Below are 14,514 nucleotides of genomic sequence, written 5' to 3' on the forward strand. Positions count from 1 at the left end.
GCCGGAGGCCAAGCGTGGTTATCGAGTACGCGCTGACCGTGCCGCATGGCAGCACCTCAAAATGGTTATCCGGGAATGCGGCGCTAGCATAGGGCCTCGACAGATTGCCAGTCTATGAAAGGGCTACATCGTCTGCTATCATCAATTGCAGCGGCCCCTCCATACAACAATAATGCCGCGCTTACCACTCACGTCACCTTAGAGCCATTGGCCAATCTGCTTTTGTTTGGCACGAGGTGACAGCATGGCATTCCACAACGTCGGAAATTATTGGCTCGCCAATGGCGGTTCCATGTGGGTAACGATCCGATTCACACCTGCGGGCGTCGGCGTGGATCGCGGGGCCCAATGGATCATGGCCGATCCCAAGCCCTTCAACACCTTCCCGACTCCATCGGGAACTACCCAGCTCGAATCCAGCCGTTTTCAGAAGCGCTTCGTATATCGCAACGGCGGAACGGATTGGTCCTACAACTGCCTAGTTGAGAACACGCGTTCACCCGGTTGGAATGCGACGCATTTCAGTCTGACGGGAGGCGGCAATGTCTAGCGAACTCAATATGCTCATTATCCGCGACGAAAACGGTGAGGTCATCGGGGCGCGAATCGATGAACCCAACGAGTATGGCATCGTAACGTTCATCACTCCCTCGACACCTTCACACACTCTTTATCAGGTGTCGGACTTCCCTAGGGAGATTGCTGCCTTGACCGATCCGAACGCGTTCCAGACTGCCATTAACGGGCATGTCCGTTCAATCGCGGCAAATCTCACTCTGACAACTGCGGATGAATTGAACGCGCAATATTCCCGACTTTTGGATGCACAGGGCAAGTAGACTGGCAACTGAATGACGCAGATACCCAATGACGGCCGTTCGCGACATGGGGCGCAAGAAGGAACCTTACAGGCTGACTACGATGCCTTAATTGCGCGCCACGTCGCGGCCGGTTGGTCCGAAGGCGAATTGGCGCTCGCCATGGAACGGCTAGCGCAAGAGCATATAGGGAACTTGGCGAGGCACGATGCCAGTGAGCTATCGACGGCGGCACGCTACGAAGCGCAGTTCTCCGACTTGCCAGTGGGTGACGACGAGCCGCCTAGCGTCCGCAGGAAGGCGCTGGCGTATGGAGCCCTGATAATCGTGGCGGGTGTGCTGGTGACGCTGCTAGGGGCGCTGGTGGCTATCTAAATCCTGGACTTCCGCCACCCGGCCGCGCGCGCTTCGGCCTCGCTGCAAAACCAGCGTTCGCCATGTTGAGGCGATATCACCGTGTCGTGGTAATACCGCTGGCCGGGGACGTGATAGATGCGCTCGCCAGTCTCAATCGACACGTTGCCTTTGATCGTGCAGCCCGAACCGGGAGCCATCGCTTTGAAGCTTCCGAGCGATGCACCGCCGGACGTGTAGCCAACGCCCGCCGCGCTCGCCAGCAACAAGCCAGTCAGCATCGCCGGCACGGATAGCCTCTTGCGCGCCGCTCGCTTGCGGCGGGCCTCTTCGTCAAAGCGATACTTGCGCGCACCGCGCCAGTTCGATGAGTAGTCACGACGGGCCATTGTGACACGATGACCGAAAGCGCATGATGTTTGATGAAGCTAACCAGTAGGATTTGAGCGAATGGCACGTGGCGGGTGTTCACTGACTTTGGCCTTCCCCCGGCGACGCTGTCTCCTGCGGTTCGTGTGAGGCCGTGAAATCGGCAAGACGCATAAAGGATAGCCCTCCAATTACTAGCGCGACTATAGCGCCTAAGGTCAGGAGGGCGGCTCCCAGTTGAAACAGCGTCCCGACCGCAAAGAGGCGTTTGGACTTCTTCGTCTCACGCACGAAGGGTCGGTCGAAGTGGTGCGTCTCTTGGCCTTTCGACCAAATGAAGAATGCCTGTGAGATGTAGGCACAACCCGGTGCAGCGACACATGCGAGGACGGCAATGAAGAATGCGAGCAAGGCGGCATTAAAATCGGCGACTGCTGTAGTTCCACGCAATGCGATGGCATTGGCTGAATAGAACCCTAGCAGTGCAGCAATGCCCCCAGCCGCCGCCAGAGCGGGTGCGCGCATGGCCGCATTACCAAATCCGGCAACCATGCTCATTTCGCTGTCCATGCCCTTATTCGCTGCGGCATGCGCGAGGCGCGCGCTTTCATATTCGATTGATCGTTCGTCAGACGACATCTTCTCCCCCCTCATCGACCATCGGCATTATAGCATATGAGACGCGATGCCCGTGGCAGTGCCGCGTATTGCAAGCTAGCCGCTGACACTCGGTTGGACAAAAGTTGGACAAAAATGGAGGGAAGGGGGCTAACCCCTTGAAATTTCTGGCACGCCCAACGGGAATCGAACCCGTGTTTCCGCCGTGAAAGGGCGGCGTCCTAGACCGCTAGACGATGGGCGCTTGCCAGAACGAGGTGGCTTATAGGGGGCATCGCCGCCGGGAGCAACCCATCTTTGAGCCCACGACGGGAAAAAATCGTGGATTTACCTGCGGCTATTTGCGCCGGCGGCAGCGCCAGTTCCAGTCGCGCTCCGGGCCGACGTCGATGTGCACGGATTCGGTGTGGCAATAGGTGCCGACGCCGCCACGGCCGGGCATGGTGCGCACGAATTCGGCCAGTTCCCACTTGCTCACGCCCTCGACCTGCACGTCGGCCGCCGCGCAATACATGTGCAGCGAGTTGCGTGCGCCGCGCGCCCTGCGGTTGCGCTCCGAATTGCGGTAGCCGGAGGTGACCACGACCTTGCGGCCATAGTGATTCTCGACGGTCTTGAGCACCCGCACCAGCGATGGCTTGAGGCAGGCGACGTCGACATGCTCGGTCTGCTTCATCAGCCCGTTCGGCGCCAGCCGGGCGAGGCCGGCGGCGGAGGCTACCTGATACAGGCTCGAATCCTCGTGCAGGTCTATGTCGCTGTCGTCGTCGACGCCGGAGCGGCGCGAGATTTCGAACAGCGCGTTCTGGCGAACGCCGGGCAGGGCGGCTTCGCCCCCGCGCGGAATGATCGGGCTCGCCGCCGCCGGGCTTGTGGACGCAAGCTGGACGATCGGCGCAGTAGGCGTCGTGGAGGCCGTTTGCGTCGTCGAGGCGGTCTGCGTGTTCGAGGTCGCTATCAGCGGCCGTGCGGCCTGCTGCGGTGCGGTTGCGGCGCGGGCCGGCTGTGCGCCGAAGAGATTGGCGAGGAAACCGCGCTTCTTGGGTTCTTCCGCAAGAGCCAGCGCCTCGGACGCTGCCGGCGACGGGTTTTCGGCAAACTGGGTCGGCTGTTGCGCGGGGTCTTCCTGCGCTGCCTGCGGGGCCGCGACAGGCTGTGGCTGCGCTGGCTGGGGTTGGCCTGGCTGCGGCGCGGCGGCGGCCACTTCCGTTGGCGCCTGCGGCTGCTCGCCCTGCATCGGCTGCGCCGTCGTCTCGGCAGCCACCGTTTCCTGCCCGGCGGCAGCCTGCGCCTGTGCGATGGCGGCGGCCTCCTCGGCGGAAACCGGGCGCAGCGTCGGCGCTTCTACGACGGCCTCGGGCAGCGAAGGGTCGTCCTCGTCCATGACGAACTGGTTCGCGACGACCGGGGCGGAACTGGCGGTGTTGATCGTCTGGCCGGCAAAGTCGGAGCCGGCATCTGCAGCCATCTGCTGCGCGGGCGAGAAGCCCATGAAGGTATTGTCGTCGCCGGAAGTGGCACAGGACGCAAGGAGGATGGATGCCAGCGCTGCAACGACAGCACGTCGTCCCCCGCGTTTCGAGCGCGTTCCCTCACACGTCAATGCAAACCCCTTCCAAGAGCCGGGCCAGAATCAAGATCTCACGCTCCGATTATGCGGTGGAGCCGTCTTTTCCCCCTTGCCCGGAACGAGACGTACCGAATCCCGAACCATTCCGCAACCACCCGGCTAGGGATGAATTGAGGCAAGATCATGATTCTGCCGCTAAATCGCCTGTTTCCGTCTAAGCCGGGCAGGCGGGAGAAATCCGTCAGCGAAGACGCTTGGGGCGCGGGTCGGCGAGTTCGCCTGCCAGCCTGCGGTCCAGATAGTCCGCGCACTCCTCGATCAGCAGGTCCGCGTCGTTGGAAAAGAAGTGATTTGCGCCCGGCATCGTCTTCTGGGTGATGGTGATGCCCTTCTGGGTATGGAGCTTGTCGACCAGCCCCTGCACGTCCTTGGGTGGCGCCACCTTGTCGGCATCGCCATGGATGATGAGGCCGGAAGACGGGCACGGCGCGAGGAACGAAAAGTCGTAGATGTTCGGCTGCGGCGCGATCGAGATGAAGCCCTCGATCTCGGGCCGCCGCATCAGGAGCTGCATGCCGATCCACGCGCCGAAGGAGTAGCCGGCCACCCAGCAGGTCTTGGAATCGGGATGCAGCGACTGCACCCAGTCGAGTGCTGCGGCGGCGTCCGAAAGCTCGCCCGTACCGTGGTCGAACTCGCCTTGGCTGCGGCCGATGCCCCGGAAATTGAAGCGCAGCGTGGTGAAATCGCGCTTCTGGAACATGTAGAACAGGTCGTAGACGATCTTGTTGTTCATCGTTCCCCCGAACTGCGGGTGCGGATGAAGGATGATCGCTATCGGCGCGTTCTTTTCCTTGGAGGGCTGGTAGCGACCCTCGATACGGCCGGCGGGACCTGCGAAAATGACCTCGGGCATACTTACTCCGGTTTTCGACGCATCCGGCGCGTCATTGTGGCGTCGGAAGCAGGGGCAACTCCGCCCCGTGGACTTGACGGGGCGTGGCCGTCACCCTAGAAGCTAGTTTAGAATAATTCAAAACTGGTAGGCCAAGTCGCCCGCCGGTTTGCAAAGCGGGTAAATAGGACGGCTGGCCTTGCAATTTCAAGGAAAAACACCGACTTCCCGCCACGATGCCGATTGAAGGAGCACAAGGCCCGCGATGACGGCCAGCCGCGTCTATCTCGACCACAATGCAAGCGCGCCGCTGCTGCCTGCGGCGCGTGATGCGATGCTGGCCGCGCTCGACCTGACGGCCAACCCGTCATCCGTGCATCATGAGGGTCGCGAGGCGCGCCGCCTCATCGAAACCGCGCGCCGCGAGGTTGCGGCACTTTGCAATGCGAAGCCCGATCATGTCGTCTTCACGTCGGGTGCCAGCGAGGCCGCGGCCCTTGTGCTGACGCCGGATTGGCGGATGGGGCGCTCGCCGGTCGTCTATTCGAAGCTTTATGTCGCCGAGACGGATCATTCCGTCATCGTTGCCGGCGGGCGCTTTGCCGCGTCGGACATCGTGCTTCTGCCGGTGGATGGCAACGGCCGGCTGGATATCGATGCGCTGAAGGCCGCGCTTTCCGCGCATGACACGTCGCGGGGCCTGCCGCTGGTTGCGATCCATCTTGCAAACAACGAGAGCGGCGTCATCCAGCCCGCCGCGCAGATCGCGGCCATCGTGCATGAGGCGGGCGGCGTGCTGGTGCTCGATGCCGTGCAGGCAGGCGGGCGCGTTTCGCTCGACATGACAGGGCTTTGCGCGGATTTCCTGATTCTCGCCGCTCACAAGATCGGCGGTCCCAAGGGCGCAGGCGCGCTTGTGGGCAACTCCGACGTCCTGATGCCGGCTCCGATCGCCACCGGCGGTGGCCAGGAGAAGGGCCACCGCGCCGGCACGGAGAACTACGCCGCCATCGCCGCATTCGGCGTCGCTGCCCGCGAGGCGCTTGAAAAGCTGCCGCTGGCGGGCGAGCTGCTGGCCAGGCGCGAGCGCGTCGAGGCGGCGATCCGCGATGTCTCGCAAGACGCGGTGATCTTTGCCGCGGATGCCGAGCGCCTGCCCAACACCGTCTTCTTCGCCATTCCCGGCGTGAAGGCGGAAACGGCGCTCATCGCCTTCGATCTGGCGGGCGTTTCCGTGTCTGCCGGCTCGGCCTGCTCGTCGGGCAAGGTCGGCGCCAGCCGCGTGCTCAAGGCCATGGGCTACGGCGACACGGTCAGCGGTATCCGCGTGTCGGTCGGGCACTCGACCACCGATGCCGAGATCGACAGGTTCGCGGCCGCCTTGCGCCAGTTCGTCCAGCGCAGGAGCAGTGCGGCGTAGGAAGAGGTTTTTCTGGGCTTGGGCGCGCTAAGCACGTGCATTCATGGCAAGCCCGCACTATGTAACGCGCATCTGCGGCTTGCCGCATATGCGATTTCGAAAACTGCCGGGCCTTGACCTCGGCGAGGATGGAGAGCGCCGATGCCTGCTGTGCAGGAAACGATCGAGCAGGTCCGCAAGATCGATGTGGACCAGTACAAGTACGGATTCGAGACCGAGATCGAGACCGACAAGGCTCCCAAGGGCCTGAACGAAGATATCATCCGGTTCATTTCCGACAAGAAGAGCGAACCCGCTTGGATGCTGGAGTGGCGTCTGGGCGCGTATCGCCGCTGGCTGACGCTGGAAGAGCCGAACTGGGCCCGCGTCGAATACCCGAAGATCGACTTCCAGGACCTCTACTATTACGCCGCACCAAAGAACCAGTCCGGCCCGAAGTCGCTCGACGAGGTCGATCCGGAACTGCTGCGCGTCTATGAGAAGCTGGGCATCCCGCTGCGCGAGCAGGAGATCCTGGCCGGCGTTCAGAAGGATGCCGACGAGGATGGCGCAAACGACAACGTCTACAAGTCCGGCCGCGTGGCCGTCGACGCCGTGTTCGATTCCGTCTCCGTCGTCACCACCTTCAAGGACGAGCTGGCCAAGGCCGGCGTCATCTTCTGCTCGATCTCGGAAGCGATCCGCGAGCATCCCGAGCTGATCCAGAAATATCTCGGCTCCGTGGTGCCTACGACCGACAATTTCTACGCCACGCTCAATTCGGCGGTCTTCACCGACGGTTCGTTCGTCTACGTGCCCAAGGGCGTGCGCTGCCCGATGGAGCTGTCCACCTACTTCCGCATCAACGAGAAGAACACCGGCCAGTTCGAGCGCACGCTGATCATCGCCGACGAAGGCTCCTACGTCTCCTATCTGGAGGGCTGCACCGCCCCGCAGCGCGACGAAAACCAGCTTCACGCCGCCGTGGTCGAGCTGATCGCGCTGGACGACGCCGAGATCAAGTACTCGACCGTGCAGAACTGGTATCCCGGCGACGCGCAGGGCAAGGGCGGCATCTACAACTTCGTCACCAAGCGTGGCGACTGCCGCGGCAGGAACTCCAAGATTTCGTGGACGCAGGTCGAGACCGGTTCGGCGATCACGTGGAAATATCCGTCCTGCATCCTGCGCGGCGACAACTCGCGCGGCGAGTTCTATTCGATCGCGGTGTCCAACGGCCACCAGCAGATCGACTCGGGCACCAAGATGATCCACCTCGGCAAGAACACGTCGAGCCGCATCATCTCCAAGGGCATTTCGGCCGGCAAGTCGAACAACACCTATCGCGGCCAGGTTTCGGCCCACCGCAAGGCGGAGAACGCGCGCAACTTCACCCAGTGCGACTCGCTGCTGATCGGCAACGAATGCGGCGCGCATACCGTGCCCTACATCGAGGCTAAGAACTCGACCGCCCAGTTCGAGCACGAAGCCACCACGTCCAAGATTTCCGAGGACCAGCTCTTCTATGTGATGCAGCGCGGCATCCCGGAGGAAGAGGCGATCGCGCTGATCGTCAACGGCTTCGTCAAGGAAGTGATTCAGGAACTGCCGATGGAGTTCGCCGTAGAGGCGCAGAAGCTCATCGGCATTTCACTCGAGGGATCGGTCGGCTGAGCCGGCAAGCGAAATTCAGGAAGAACACAGATGCTTGAGATCAAGAACCTTCATGCCCGCATCGCCGAAGATGGCACCGAGATCATCCGCGGCCTGAACCTCACCGTGAACAAGGGCGAGGTCGCCGCCATCATGGGGCCGAACGGCTCCGGCAAGTCGACCCTGTCCTACATCCTCGCCGGGCGCGAGGACTACGAGGTCACGGAAGGCGACATCCTTTACAATGGCGAGTCCATCCTGGAGATGGACCCGGCGGAGCGCGCGGCGGCGGGCATCTTCCTCGCCTTCCAGTATCCGATGGAGATACCGGGCGTCGCCACGATGGAGTTCCTCAAGGTGGCGATGAACTCGCAGCGCAAGGCGCGCGGCGAAGACGAACTGAAGATCCCCGACCTGCTCAAGCGGGTGAAGGAAGCCGCCGGTTCTCTCAACATCGACATGAACATGCTCAAGCGTCCTCTCAATGTCGGCTTTTCCGGCGGCGAGAAGAAGCGCGCGGAAATCCTGCAGATGAAGCTGCTGGAGCCCAAGCTGTGCGTGCTGGACGAGACCGATTCCGGCCTCGACATCGACGCGCTCAGGATCGTTTCCGACGGCGTCAACGCACTGCGCTCGCCCGACCGCGCCATCGTGGTCATCACCCACTACCAGCGCCTGCTGGAGCACATCGTGCCCGATAGTGTGCACGTGCTCTACAAGGGGCAGGTCATCAAGTCCGGCGACAAGAGCCTCGCGTTCGAGCTGGAAGCGAATGGCTATGCCGGCGTGATCGACGAGGCGGCTTGAGGCGAATGATGAACATTCATGCTTCCCCCAAGCTGACGCCGGCCGAGGCCGCGCTGGTCGAGGCGTTTTCAGAGCGGGTTTCCGAACTGCCGGGCGACGCCGACGTGACGATCGCGCGTGACGATGCCGTGGAGTTGCTGAAGGCCGGTCTTCCCACGCGGCGCATCGAGGCCTGGCACTACACGGATTTGCGGCGTCTGCTTTCGACTGTCCCTGCTTTCGATCCGGCCGCAGCACCCGAGGCGCTTCGTCCGCTGGTCGAAGGTTCGACCGTACTCACGGTCGCCAACGGCATCGCGTCCGAGCCGAGCTCGATCGACGGTGTGTCGGTTACGCGCTTTCAGGATTTGCTGATGGCGGGCGGCCCGCAGGCGGCCATGGCGCCGGCAGATTCGGCCGACGCTGTAGGCGCCATCAACGCCGCGTTTGCTTCCGATGGCTTCGGCCTGAAGATCGCGGACGGCGTTGAGCTTGCCGCGCCCATCGAACTGCAGAACCTGCAGGCCGGTGGCCAGGTCCACGCCCGGTTCCCGGTTGTGGTGGGCGCTGGCGCCAAGGCTACGCTGGTCGAGCGGCAGGCGGGCAGCGGTGCCGGCCTTGCAAGCTCGGTAGCCACGCTCGAAGTGGGCGAGGGGGCCGAAATAGTCTGGGTCATCGTCCAGGAGCAGGCGGCAACGGCCACGCATCTGGGCCAGATCAATGCGACCATCGGCAAGGATGCCAAGCTCACGATCTTCATCATGAACGCGGGCGCCAAGCTCGTGCGTCAGGAAGTGCGCGTCGACGCGGCGGGCGAAGGGTCGGATTTCAAGCTGCGCGGGGTCAACCTGCTGGGCGGCGACACCCACTGCGACGTCACCATGGTGCTCGACCATTCCGCACCGCACACGACCTCGACCGAGATCATCCGCAACGTCGTCACCGATCGGGCGCACGGCGTGTTTCAGGGGCAGATCAAGGTTGCTGCGATCGCGCAGAAGACCGACGCGAAGATGGCGTGCAACACGCTGCTTCTGTCCGACGACGCGGAGTTTTCGACCAAGCCGGAGCTGGAAATCTTCGCCGACGACGTGGCCTGCGGCCACGGCGCTACGGTAACCGAGATCGACGGCAACCACTTGTTCTACCTGATGGCGCGCGGCGTGCCGGAGAAGGCGGGCCGCGGCCTGCTCATCAAGGCGTTCCTTGCCGAGATCATCGAGGAGCTGGACGACGAGGCACTGGTCGGCGCGCTGGAAGAAAAGCTGGACGGCTGGTTCGCCACGCACGGCTGATGGAAGGAGTGCGGCCGCGGCCGCTGACTGAAATGGACCAGAAAGTCGAGAACGCTCCCTACGATGTCGAGGCGATCCGCCGCGACTTCCCCATCCTGTCGCGAGAGGTCTACGGCAAGCCGCTGGTCTATCTCGACAACGGCGCATCTGCACAGAAGCCGCAGGCGGTCATCGACGCGATCACGCACGCCTATTCTAATGAATACGCCAATGTTCATCGCGGGCTGCATTTCCTCTCCAACGCGGCGACGGACGCCTACGAGAAGGCACGCGAGACCGTGCGCCGCTTTCTCAATGCGGGCAGCGTGGACGAGATCGTCTTCACCAAGTCCACCACCGAGGCGATCAACACCGTCGCCTATGGCTGGGGCATGCCCAATATCGGCGAGGGCGACGAGATCGTCATCTCGATCATGGAGCATCACTCCAACATCGTGCCCTGGCATTTCATCCGCGAGCGGCAGGGCGCGAAGCTGGTCTGGGTTCCTGTCGATGACGACGGTGTGTTCCGCATCGAGGATTTCGAGAAGTCGCTGACGGAGCGCACCAAACTGGTCGCGATCACGCATATGTCCAACGCGCTCGGCACCGTCACGCCGGCCAAGGAAATCGTCCGCATCGCCCATGAGCGCGGCATTCCCGTGTTGCTCGACGGCAGCCAGGCTGCCGTGCACATGCCGGTCGACGTGCAGGATCTCGGCTGCGACTGGTACGTGCTCACCGGCCATAAGATGTACGGCCCGTCCGGCATCGGCGTGCTGTACGGCCGCAAGGAGATGCTGTCCGCCATGCGTCCCTTCCAGGGTGGCGGCGAGATGATCGAGAACGTCACCGAAGAGACGGTGACCTACAACGAACCGCCGCACCGCTTCGAGGCGGGCACGCCGCCCATCGTGCAGGCGATCGGGCTGGGCGCGGCACTCGAATACATGGAACGCATCGGCCGCGAGCGCATCGCCGCGCACGAGGCCGAACTGGTCGCATACGCGCATGAGCGCCTGCATGGGATCAATTCGCTGCGCATCTTCGGCAACGCCCCGGGCAAGGGCGCGATCGTGTCCTTCGAGCTTCAGGGCATCCACGCGCACGACGTCTCGATGGTGATCGACCGGTCCGGCGTCGCCGTGCGCGCGGGCACGCATTGTGCCCAGCCATTGCTCAAGCGCTTCGGCGTGACCTCGACATGCCGGGCCTCCTTCGCCATGTATAATACGAAGGCGGAGGTGGACGTGCTCGTGGAGGCGCTCGAAAAGGCGCGCAAATTCTTCGGATGACCGACATGACGGATGAAACTGCAACGACCCCTCAGACCGATGATGCGCTGCCGGCGAGTGGCGCAGCCGTTTCGGCATCCACGATCCCGAGCGACGAACTCGCGCGGCTGACCGACGATATCGTCGGCGCGCTGAAGACGGTCTACGACCCCGAAATTCCTGCCGACATCTATGAGCTGGGCCTGATCTACCGGATCGACATCGAGGATGACCGTTCGGTCAAGATCGATATGACGCTCACCGCTCCCGGCTGTCCGGTGGCCGGCGAGATGCCCGGCTGGGTCGAAAACGCGGTCGGTGCGGTCGAAGGCGTGTCGGGCGTCGACGTGAAGATGGTTTTCGATCCGCCATGGACGCCGGATCGCATGTCCGAAGAGGCGCAGGTCGCCGTCGGCTGGTACTGAGTTGCTTGCAAGTGCTCCGAATCTTCACCATCTTCGGGTTACACACATCGTTCCGCCGGCCTTGAACCGGCGCTGAATGGAGAAGGCAATGGGCAGATTTCAGGTAATGTCGATGACCGACGCCGCAGCAGACCGCGTGCGCGAGATCGTTGCTGCGCGCGATGGCGCGCGGGGCATCCGCGTCGGCGTCAAGAAGGGCGGCTGCGCGGGCATGGAATACACCATCGACCTCGTCAGCGAGCCCAACGCCGCCGACGACCACATCGAGCGGGGCGACGCTCATGTCTGGGTCGCGCCGGAGGCTGCCCTGTTCCTGCTCGGCACCGAGATGGATTTCGAGAGGACGACGCTGCGCACCGGCTTCACCTTCCACAACCCGAACCAGTCGTCGGCCTGCGGCTGCGGCGAATCCGTCGAGCTCAAGCCCGCCGATCTGAAGACGCTGGCCGAGGCGAGGGCGGCTGCGGGCGCAGCCTAGTCGATCCACAATCCACGCTTCCTGTGCCAGCCCTCTATCGATTCCTGCGGATAGAGGTCGAACGTCACGTCGCCCTTTTTCACGTTCGGCACCACCCATGACGCCTTGTATTTGAGCATCAGGTGCACGCGCTCCGGCGCTTCCGGCAGGTCGTTATCGATCGCCGACGCGAAGGGGTGGACGAGCTCCGGCCATGTCGGGTCGTAGAGCCAAAGTGCTGCGCCGCACTTCCTGCAGAAGCGTCGCTCGCCGCTGGATGTCCCGCCTTGCGGATGCTCTTCGTCATGAATTGCGGCCCTGTACAGCCCCAGATGCCGCTTGCCTTTCACCTTGAGCGTCCCGGCGATCCCCGCGAGGTTGATCGCATATCCGCCGCCGCCCTGCTGCTTGCGGCATATCGAGCAGTAGCACAGCTGGTAGGGCACGGGCGTGTGGCTCTTCACCTCGAAGCCAACCGCCCCGCAACGGCAGGAGCCTTTCAGCAGCATCGGCATCGCGTCTTTCCTCTTCAACGCATTTCCGTCAATCTAACGACGTTGCGAGGCAATGTTTCCCGTCACAGGTGGCGCATGGACAAAGAAGCGATAGCGGATTTGTTTGCGGGGCTGGGCCGCGTCACCGTCAAGCGCATGTTCGGCGGCAAGGGCATCTACCACGACGGGTTGATCGTCGCGCTGGAGGTCGATGGCGAGATTCTTCTCAAGGCCGATGCGCAGAGCGCGCCGGACTTCGAGGCGGCCGGATCGAGGCAGTGGGTCTATGAAGGGCACATGCGCAAGGGACCGGTGGCGATGCCATACTGGTCCATCCCGGACGATGCGCTGGACGATCCGGATGAAGTGACCGTCTGGGCGCGCAGGGCCTTCGAGGCATCCTTGCGCGCGCAGTCGTCGAAGAAGAGCAGGAAGAAGTAGTCCCGAAAGGCCGTCAGACCTTTGCGGGAATCTTCATGAACGCCGGCATGTCCTCGCCGAAGCCGATGGGCGAGGGGCCGTCGTCGTCGCGACGCGGGTTGCGCGGGCGGTCCCTGCGGTTGCCCTCGTCGCGCGGGCGCGGCTGCTGGGTGTCCGGCTTGGTCTTGCGCTCGGCATTCTCGGCCTTGATGGCGTCGCGGCGCGACCGCTTGTCGTCCGCAGGCGTCTCGGCGATGGCCTCGACCGTCTCCGCGGCTTCCTCGAGCCTGGCTTCCGCCGGCTCGGTACGCTTTTCTCCGCGCTTTTCGCCGCGCGGCTTGCGCTCGCCCGACGAGGCCCGGCCACGCTCGCGTCCCTTGCCTCCACGGCCGCGGCGCGGCGCTTCGTCGTCCGCGTCGTCCTGGCCGACCGTCGACAGGTCGCCGTCCATCCACTCGATCTTGTTGCCGATCAGCTTCTCGATCGCGTCGAGATACTTGGCGTCCGAGCGGGTGACGATGGTGAACGACTTGCCCGAGCGCCCGGCGCGTCCGGTGCGTCCGATGCGGTGCACATAGTCTTCCGCATGGATCGGAACGTCGAAGTTGAAGACGTGGCTGACATCTGGAATGTCGAGCCCGCGCGCGGCGACGTCCGATGCCACCAGCAGCTTCAGCTTGCCGTCGCGAAACGCGCTCAGCATCGCCATTCTGGCGCGCTGGTCCATGTCGCCATGCAGGGCGCCCGCGTCGAAATCGTGCTTCACCAGCGAGCGGAAGAGCTCCGACACGTCCACCTTGCGGTTGCAGAAGATGATCGCGTTCTTCAGCTCGCTTTCCTCCGCCCGGATGAGATTGCGCAGCGTCTCGCGCTTGTCCCAGCTCTTGGACTTCGACTTCACCAGCCGCTGGACGATGTTGACGCCCGTCGATGCCGCCTTGGAAACCTCGACGCGCACCGGCGCGTGCAGGAACTGCTCCGTCAGCTTGGTGATCTCCGGCGGCATGGTGGCCGAGAAGAACAGCGTCTGTCGGGTGAACGGAATCAGCTTGGCGATGCGCTCGATATCGGGAATGAAGCCCATGTCGAGCATGCGGTCGGCCTCGTCGATGACGAGGATTTCCACGCCGGTCAGAAGCAGCTTGCCGCGCTCGAAATGGTCGAGCAGGCGGCCGGGCGTCGCGATCAGAACGTCGGCGCCGCGCTCCAGCTTCTTTTCCTGCTCGTCGAAGGACACGCCGCCGATCAGCAGCGCGATGTTGAGACGATGGTTCTTGCCGTATTTGACGAAGTTCTCTTCCACCTGCGCGGCCAGTTCGCGCGTCGGTTCGAGAATGAGCGTGCGCGGCATGCGTGCCCGGGCACGGCCCTTTTCGAGGCGGGTAATCATCGGCAGCACGAAGGCTGCGGTCTTGCCGGTGCCGGTCTGGGCGATGCCCAGCACGTCCTTGCCCTGCAGCGCGTGTGGAATCGCGCCTGCCTGGATCGGCGTCGGGTTGGTATAGCCCGCGTCGGTTACCGCGGAAACGACCTTCGGCGAGAGGCCGAGATCGGCAAAGGTGACGGGAGGCGCTTCGGCTTCTGCTTCGGCCTGCATTTCGTTCTGGTTGTCGGATGACACGTGATGGCTGTCTTTGCTGGTTCGCGAAAGTTATGGCGCCGCCGCACTTGCGCCTGTCAAACCCGGCGCATGGCGCACGGATGCTCG

17 protein-coding genes and 1 tRNA gene are annotated in these 14,514 nt (G+C 63.3%); 11 read left to right on the top strand and 7 right to left on the bottom strand.

Features of this window, described 5'->3' with window-relative positions; genetic code table 11:
- The first annotated feature begins 244 nt into the window (after positions 1–244).
- The 3 genes from FY036_RS15830 to FY036_RS15840 all read left to right on the top strand — a co-directional run bounded on the left by FY036_RS15830 (position 245) and on the right by FY036_RS15840 (position 1,193).
- Complete coding sequence (locus FY036_RS15830) at positions 245–550, top strand: hypothetical protein (RefSeq protein WP_148915721.1); 306 nt, start codon at positions 245–247, stop codon at positions 548–550.
- Positions 543–839: a hypothetical protein gene (locus FY036_RS15835; protein WP_148915722.1), complete on the top strand. Its 297-nt coding sequence runs from the start codon at positions 543–545 to the stop codon at positions 837–839. Before FY036_RS15830 ends, FY036_RS15835 begins: the two co-directional genes overlap by 8 nt.
- A gap of 174 nt (positions 840–1,013) precedes the next feature.
- Positions 1,014–1,193 carry a hypothetical protein gene (locus FY036_RS15840; protein ID WP_148915723.1) on the top strand — a complete coding sequence of 60 codons (180 nt, stop codon included), beginning with the start codon at positions 1,014–1,016 and terminating at the stop codon, positions 1,191–1,193.
- On the opposite strand, the gene FY036_RS15845 is transcribed toward FY036_RS15840, so the two are convergent.
- The 5 genes from FY036_RS15845 to FY036_RS15865 form a co-directional block, all read right to left on the bottom strand.
- Entirely contained in the window at positions 1,190–1,561 is a 372-nt protein-coding gene (locus tag FY036_RS15845) for a sunset domain-containing protein (RefSeq protein WP_407941188.1), read from the bottom strand. The genes FY036_RS15840 and FY036_RS15845 overlap by 4 nt on opposite strands.
- Before the next feature lie 79 nt (positions 1,562–1,640).
- Positions 1,641–2,180: a hypothetical protein gene (locus FY036_RS15850; RefSeq protein ID WP_148915724.1), complete on the bottom strand. Its 540-nt coding sequence runs from the start codon at positions 2,178–2,180 to the stop codon at positions 1,641–1,643.
- Positions 2,181–2,327: 147 nt separating this feature from the next.
- A tRNA-Glu gene (locus FY036_RS15855) sits at positions 2,328–2,403 on the bottom strand.
- Between the two features lie 93 nt (positions 2,404–2,496).
- Positions 2,497–3,651 carry a YcbK family protein gene (locus FY036_RS15860; protein WP_148915725.1) on the bottom strand — a complete coding sequence of 385 codons (1,155 nt, stop codon included), beginning with the start codon at positions 3,649–3,651 and terminating at the stop codon, positions 2,497–2,499.
- A gap of 319 nt (positions 3,652–3,970) precedes the next feature.
- On the bottom strand, positions 3,971–4,645 hold the full coding sequence (locus tag FY036_RS15865) for an alpha/beta hydrolase (RefSeq protein WP_148915726.1): 675 nt from the start codon (positions 4,643–4,645) through the stop codon (positions 3,971–3,973).
- A 244-nt stretch (positions 4,646–4,889) separates the two neighbouring features.
- Between FY036_RS15865 and FY036_RS15870 the strand changes: the two genes are divergently transcribed.
- The 7 genes from FY036_RS15870 to sufA all read left to right on the top strand — a co-directional run bounded on the left by FY036_RS15870 (position 4,890) and on the right by sufA (position 11,913).
- Positions 4,890–6,044 carry a cysteine desulfurase family protein gene (locus FY036_RS15870; protein ID WP_148915727.1) on the top strand — a complete coding sequence of 385 codons (1,155 nt, stop codon included), beginning with the start codon at positions 4,890–4,892 and terminating at the stop codon, positions 6,042–6,044.
- A 141-nt stretch (positions 6,045–6,185) separates the two neighbouring features.
- The gene (sufB, locus tag FY036_RS15875; protein ID WP_148915728.1) at positions 6,186–7,697 is read left to right on the top strand and encodes a Fe-S cluster assembly protein SufB; all 1,512 of its coding nucleotides are present in this window, start codon (positions 6,186–6,188) and stop codon (positions 7,695–7,697) included.
- Positions 7,698–7,727: 30 nt separating this feature from the next.
- Positions 7,728–8,483 (top strand): Fe-S cluster assembly ATPase SufC, encoded by a 756-nt coding sequence (sufC, locus tag FY036_RS15880; RefSeq protein ID WP_148915729.1) that lies wholly within the window; start codon positions 7,728–7,730, stop codon positions 8,481–8,483.
- A gap of 8 nt (positions 8,484–8,491) precedes the next feature.
- Positions 8,492–9,757, top strand: a complete 1,266-nt coding sequence (gene sufD, locus FY036_RS15885; protein WP_148915951.1) for a Fe-S cluster assembly protein SufD — start codon at positions 8,492–8,494, stop codon at positions 9,755–9,757.
- 32 nt (positions 9,758–9,789) lie between these two features.
- Complete coding sequence (locus FY036_RS15890) at positions 9,790–11,031, top strand: cysteine desulfurase (protein ID WP_148915730.1); 1,242 nt, start codon at positions 9,790–9,792, stop codon at positions 11,029–11,031.
- A gap of 5 nt (positions 11,032–11,036) precedes the next feature.
- The gene (locus FY036_RS15895) at positions 11,037–11,435 is read left to right on the top strand and encodes an SUF system Fe-S cluster assembly protein (RefSeq protein WP_201744784.1); all 399 of its coding nucleotides are present in this window, start codon (positions 11,037–11,039) and stop codon (positions 11,433–11,435) included.
- Between the two features lie 88 nt (positions 11,436–11,523).
- The gene (gene sufA / locus FY036_RS15900; protein WP_148915731.1) at positions 11,524–11,913 is read left to right on the top strand and encodes a Fe-S cluster assembly scaffold SufA; all 390 of its coding nucleotides are present in this window, start codon (positions 11,524–11,526) and stop codon (positions 11,911–11,913) included.
- Here sufA and FY036_RS15905 read toward each other — a convergent pair.
- Complete coding sequence (locus FY036_RS15905) at positions 11,910–12,407, bottom strand: GFA family protein (protein ID WP_148915953.1); 498 nt, start codon at positions 12,405–12,407, stop codon at positions 11,910–11,912. The genes sufA and FY036_RS15905 overlap by 4 nt on opposite strands.
- A 75-nt stretch (positions 12,408–12,482) precedes the next feature.
- Between FY036_RS15905 and FY036_RS15910 the strand changes: the two genes are divergently transcribed.
- Entirely contained in the window at positions 12,483–12,827 is a 345-nt protein-coding gene (locus FY036_RS15910) for a TfoX/Sxy family protein (protein WP_148915732.1), read from the top strand.
- 13 nt (positions 12,828–12,840) lie between these two features.
- On the opposite strand, the gene FY036_RS15915 is transcribed toward FY036_RS15910, so the two are convergent.
- On the bottom strand, positions 12,841–14,403 hold the full coding sequence (locus FY036_RS15915) for a DEAD/DEAH box helicase (protein WP_148915733.1): 1,563 nt from the start codon (positions 14,401–14,403) through the stop codon (positions 12,841–12,843).
- Between the last annotated feature and the right edge of the window lie 111 nt (positions 14,404–14,514).

Source organism: Neoaquamicrobium microcysteis (assembly GCF_008180155.1).
Classification (GTDB): domain Bacteria; phylum Pseudomonadota; class Alphaproteobacteria; order Rhizobiales; family Rhizobiaceae; genus Aerobium; species Aerobium microcysteis.

Excerpts from the sequence above, each read along its gene's own strand:
- FY036_RS15830 (WP_148915721.1), top strand. The coding sequence starts at position 245 with ATGGCATTCCACAACGTCGGAAATTATTGGCTCGCCAATGGCGGTTCC.
- FY036_RS15835 (WP_148915722.1), top strand. The coding sequence starts at position 543 with ATGTCTAGCGAACTCAATATGCTCATTATCCGCGACGAAAACGGTGAG.
- FY036_RS15845 (WP_407941188.1), bottom strand. The coding sequence starts at position 1,561 with ATGGCCCGTCGTGACTACTCATCGAACTGGCGCGGTGCGCGCAAGTAT.
- FY036_RS15850 (WP_148915724.1), bottom strand. The coding sequence starts at position 2,180 with ATGTCGTCTGACGAACGATCAATCGAATATGAAAGCGCGCGCCTCGCG.
- FY036_RS15860 (WP_148915725.1), bottom strand. The coding sequence starts at position 3,651 with ATGGGCTTCTCGCCCGCGCAGCAGATGGCTGCAGATGCCGGCTCCGAC.
- FY036_RS15865 (WP_148915726.1), bottom strand. The coding sequence starts at position 4,645 with ATGCCCGAGGTCATTTTCGCAGGTCCCGCCGGCCGTATCGAGGGTCGC.
- FY036_RS15870 (WP_148915727.1), top strand. The coding sequence starts at position 4,890 with ATGACGGCCAGCCGCGTCTATCTCGACCACAATGCAAGCGCGCCGCTG.
- sufB (WP_148915728.1), top strand. The coding sequence starts at position 6,186 with ATGCCTGCTGTGCAGGAAACGATCGAGCAGGTCCGCAAGATCGATGTG.
- sufC (WP_148915729.1), top strand. The coding sequence starts at position 7,728 with ATGCTTGAGATCAAGAACCTTCATGCCCGCATCGCCGAAGATGGCACC.
- sufD (WP_148915951.1), top strand. The coding sequence starts at position 8,492 with ATGAACATTCATGCTTCCCCCAAGCTGACGCCGGCCGAGGCCGCGCTG.
- FY036_RS15890 (WP_148915730.1), top strand. The coding sequence starts at position 9,790 with ATGGACCAGAAAGTCGAGAACGCTCCCTACGATGTCGAGGCGATCCGC.
- FY036_RS15895 (WP_201744784.1), top strand. The coding sequence starts at position 11,037 with ATGACGGATGAAACTGCAACGACCCCTCAGACCGATGATGCGCTGCCG.
- sufA (WP_148915731.1), top strand. The coding sequence starts at position 11,524 with ATGGGCAGATTTCAGGTAATGTCGATGACCGACGCCGCAGCAGACCGC.
- FY036_RS15905 (WP_148915953.1), bottom strand. The coding sequence starts at position 12,407 with ATGCCGATGCTGCTGAAAGGCTCCTGCCGTTGCGGGGCGGTTGGCTTC.
- FY036_RS15910 (WP_148915732.1), top strand. The coding sequence starts at position 12,483 with ATGGACAAAGAAGCGATAGCGGATTTGTTTGCGGGGCTGGGCCGCGTC.
- FY036_RS15915 (WP_148915733.1), bottom strand. The coding sequence starts at position 14,403 with ATGCAGGCCGAAGCAGAAGCCGAAGCGCCTCCCGTCACCTTTGCCGAT.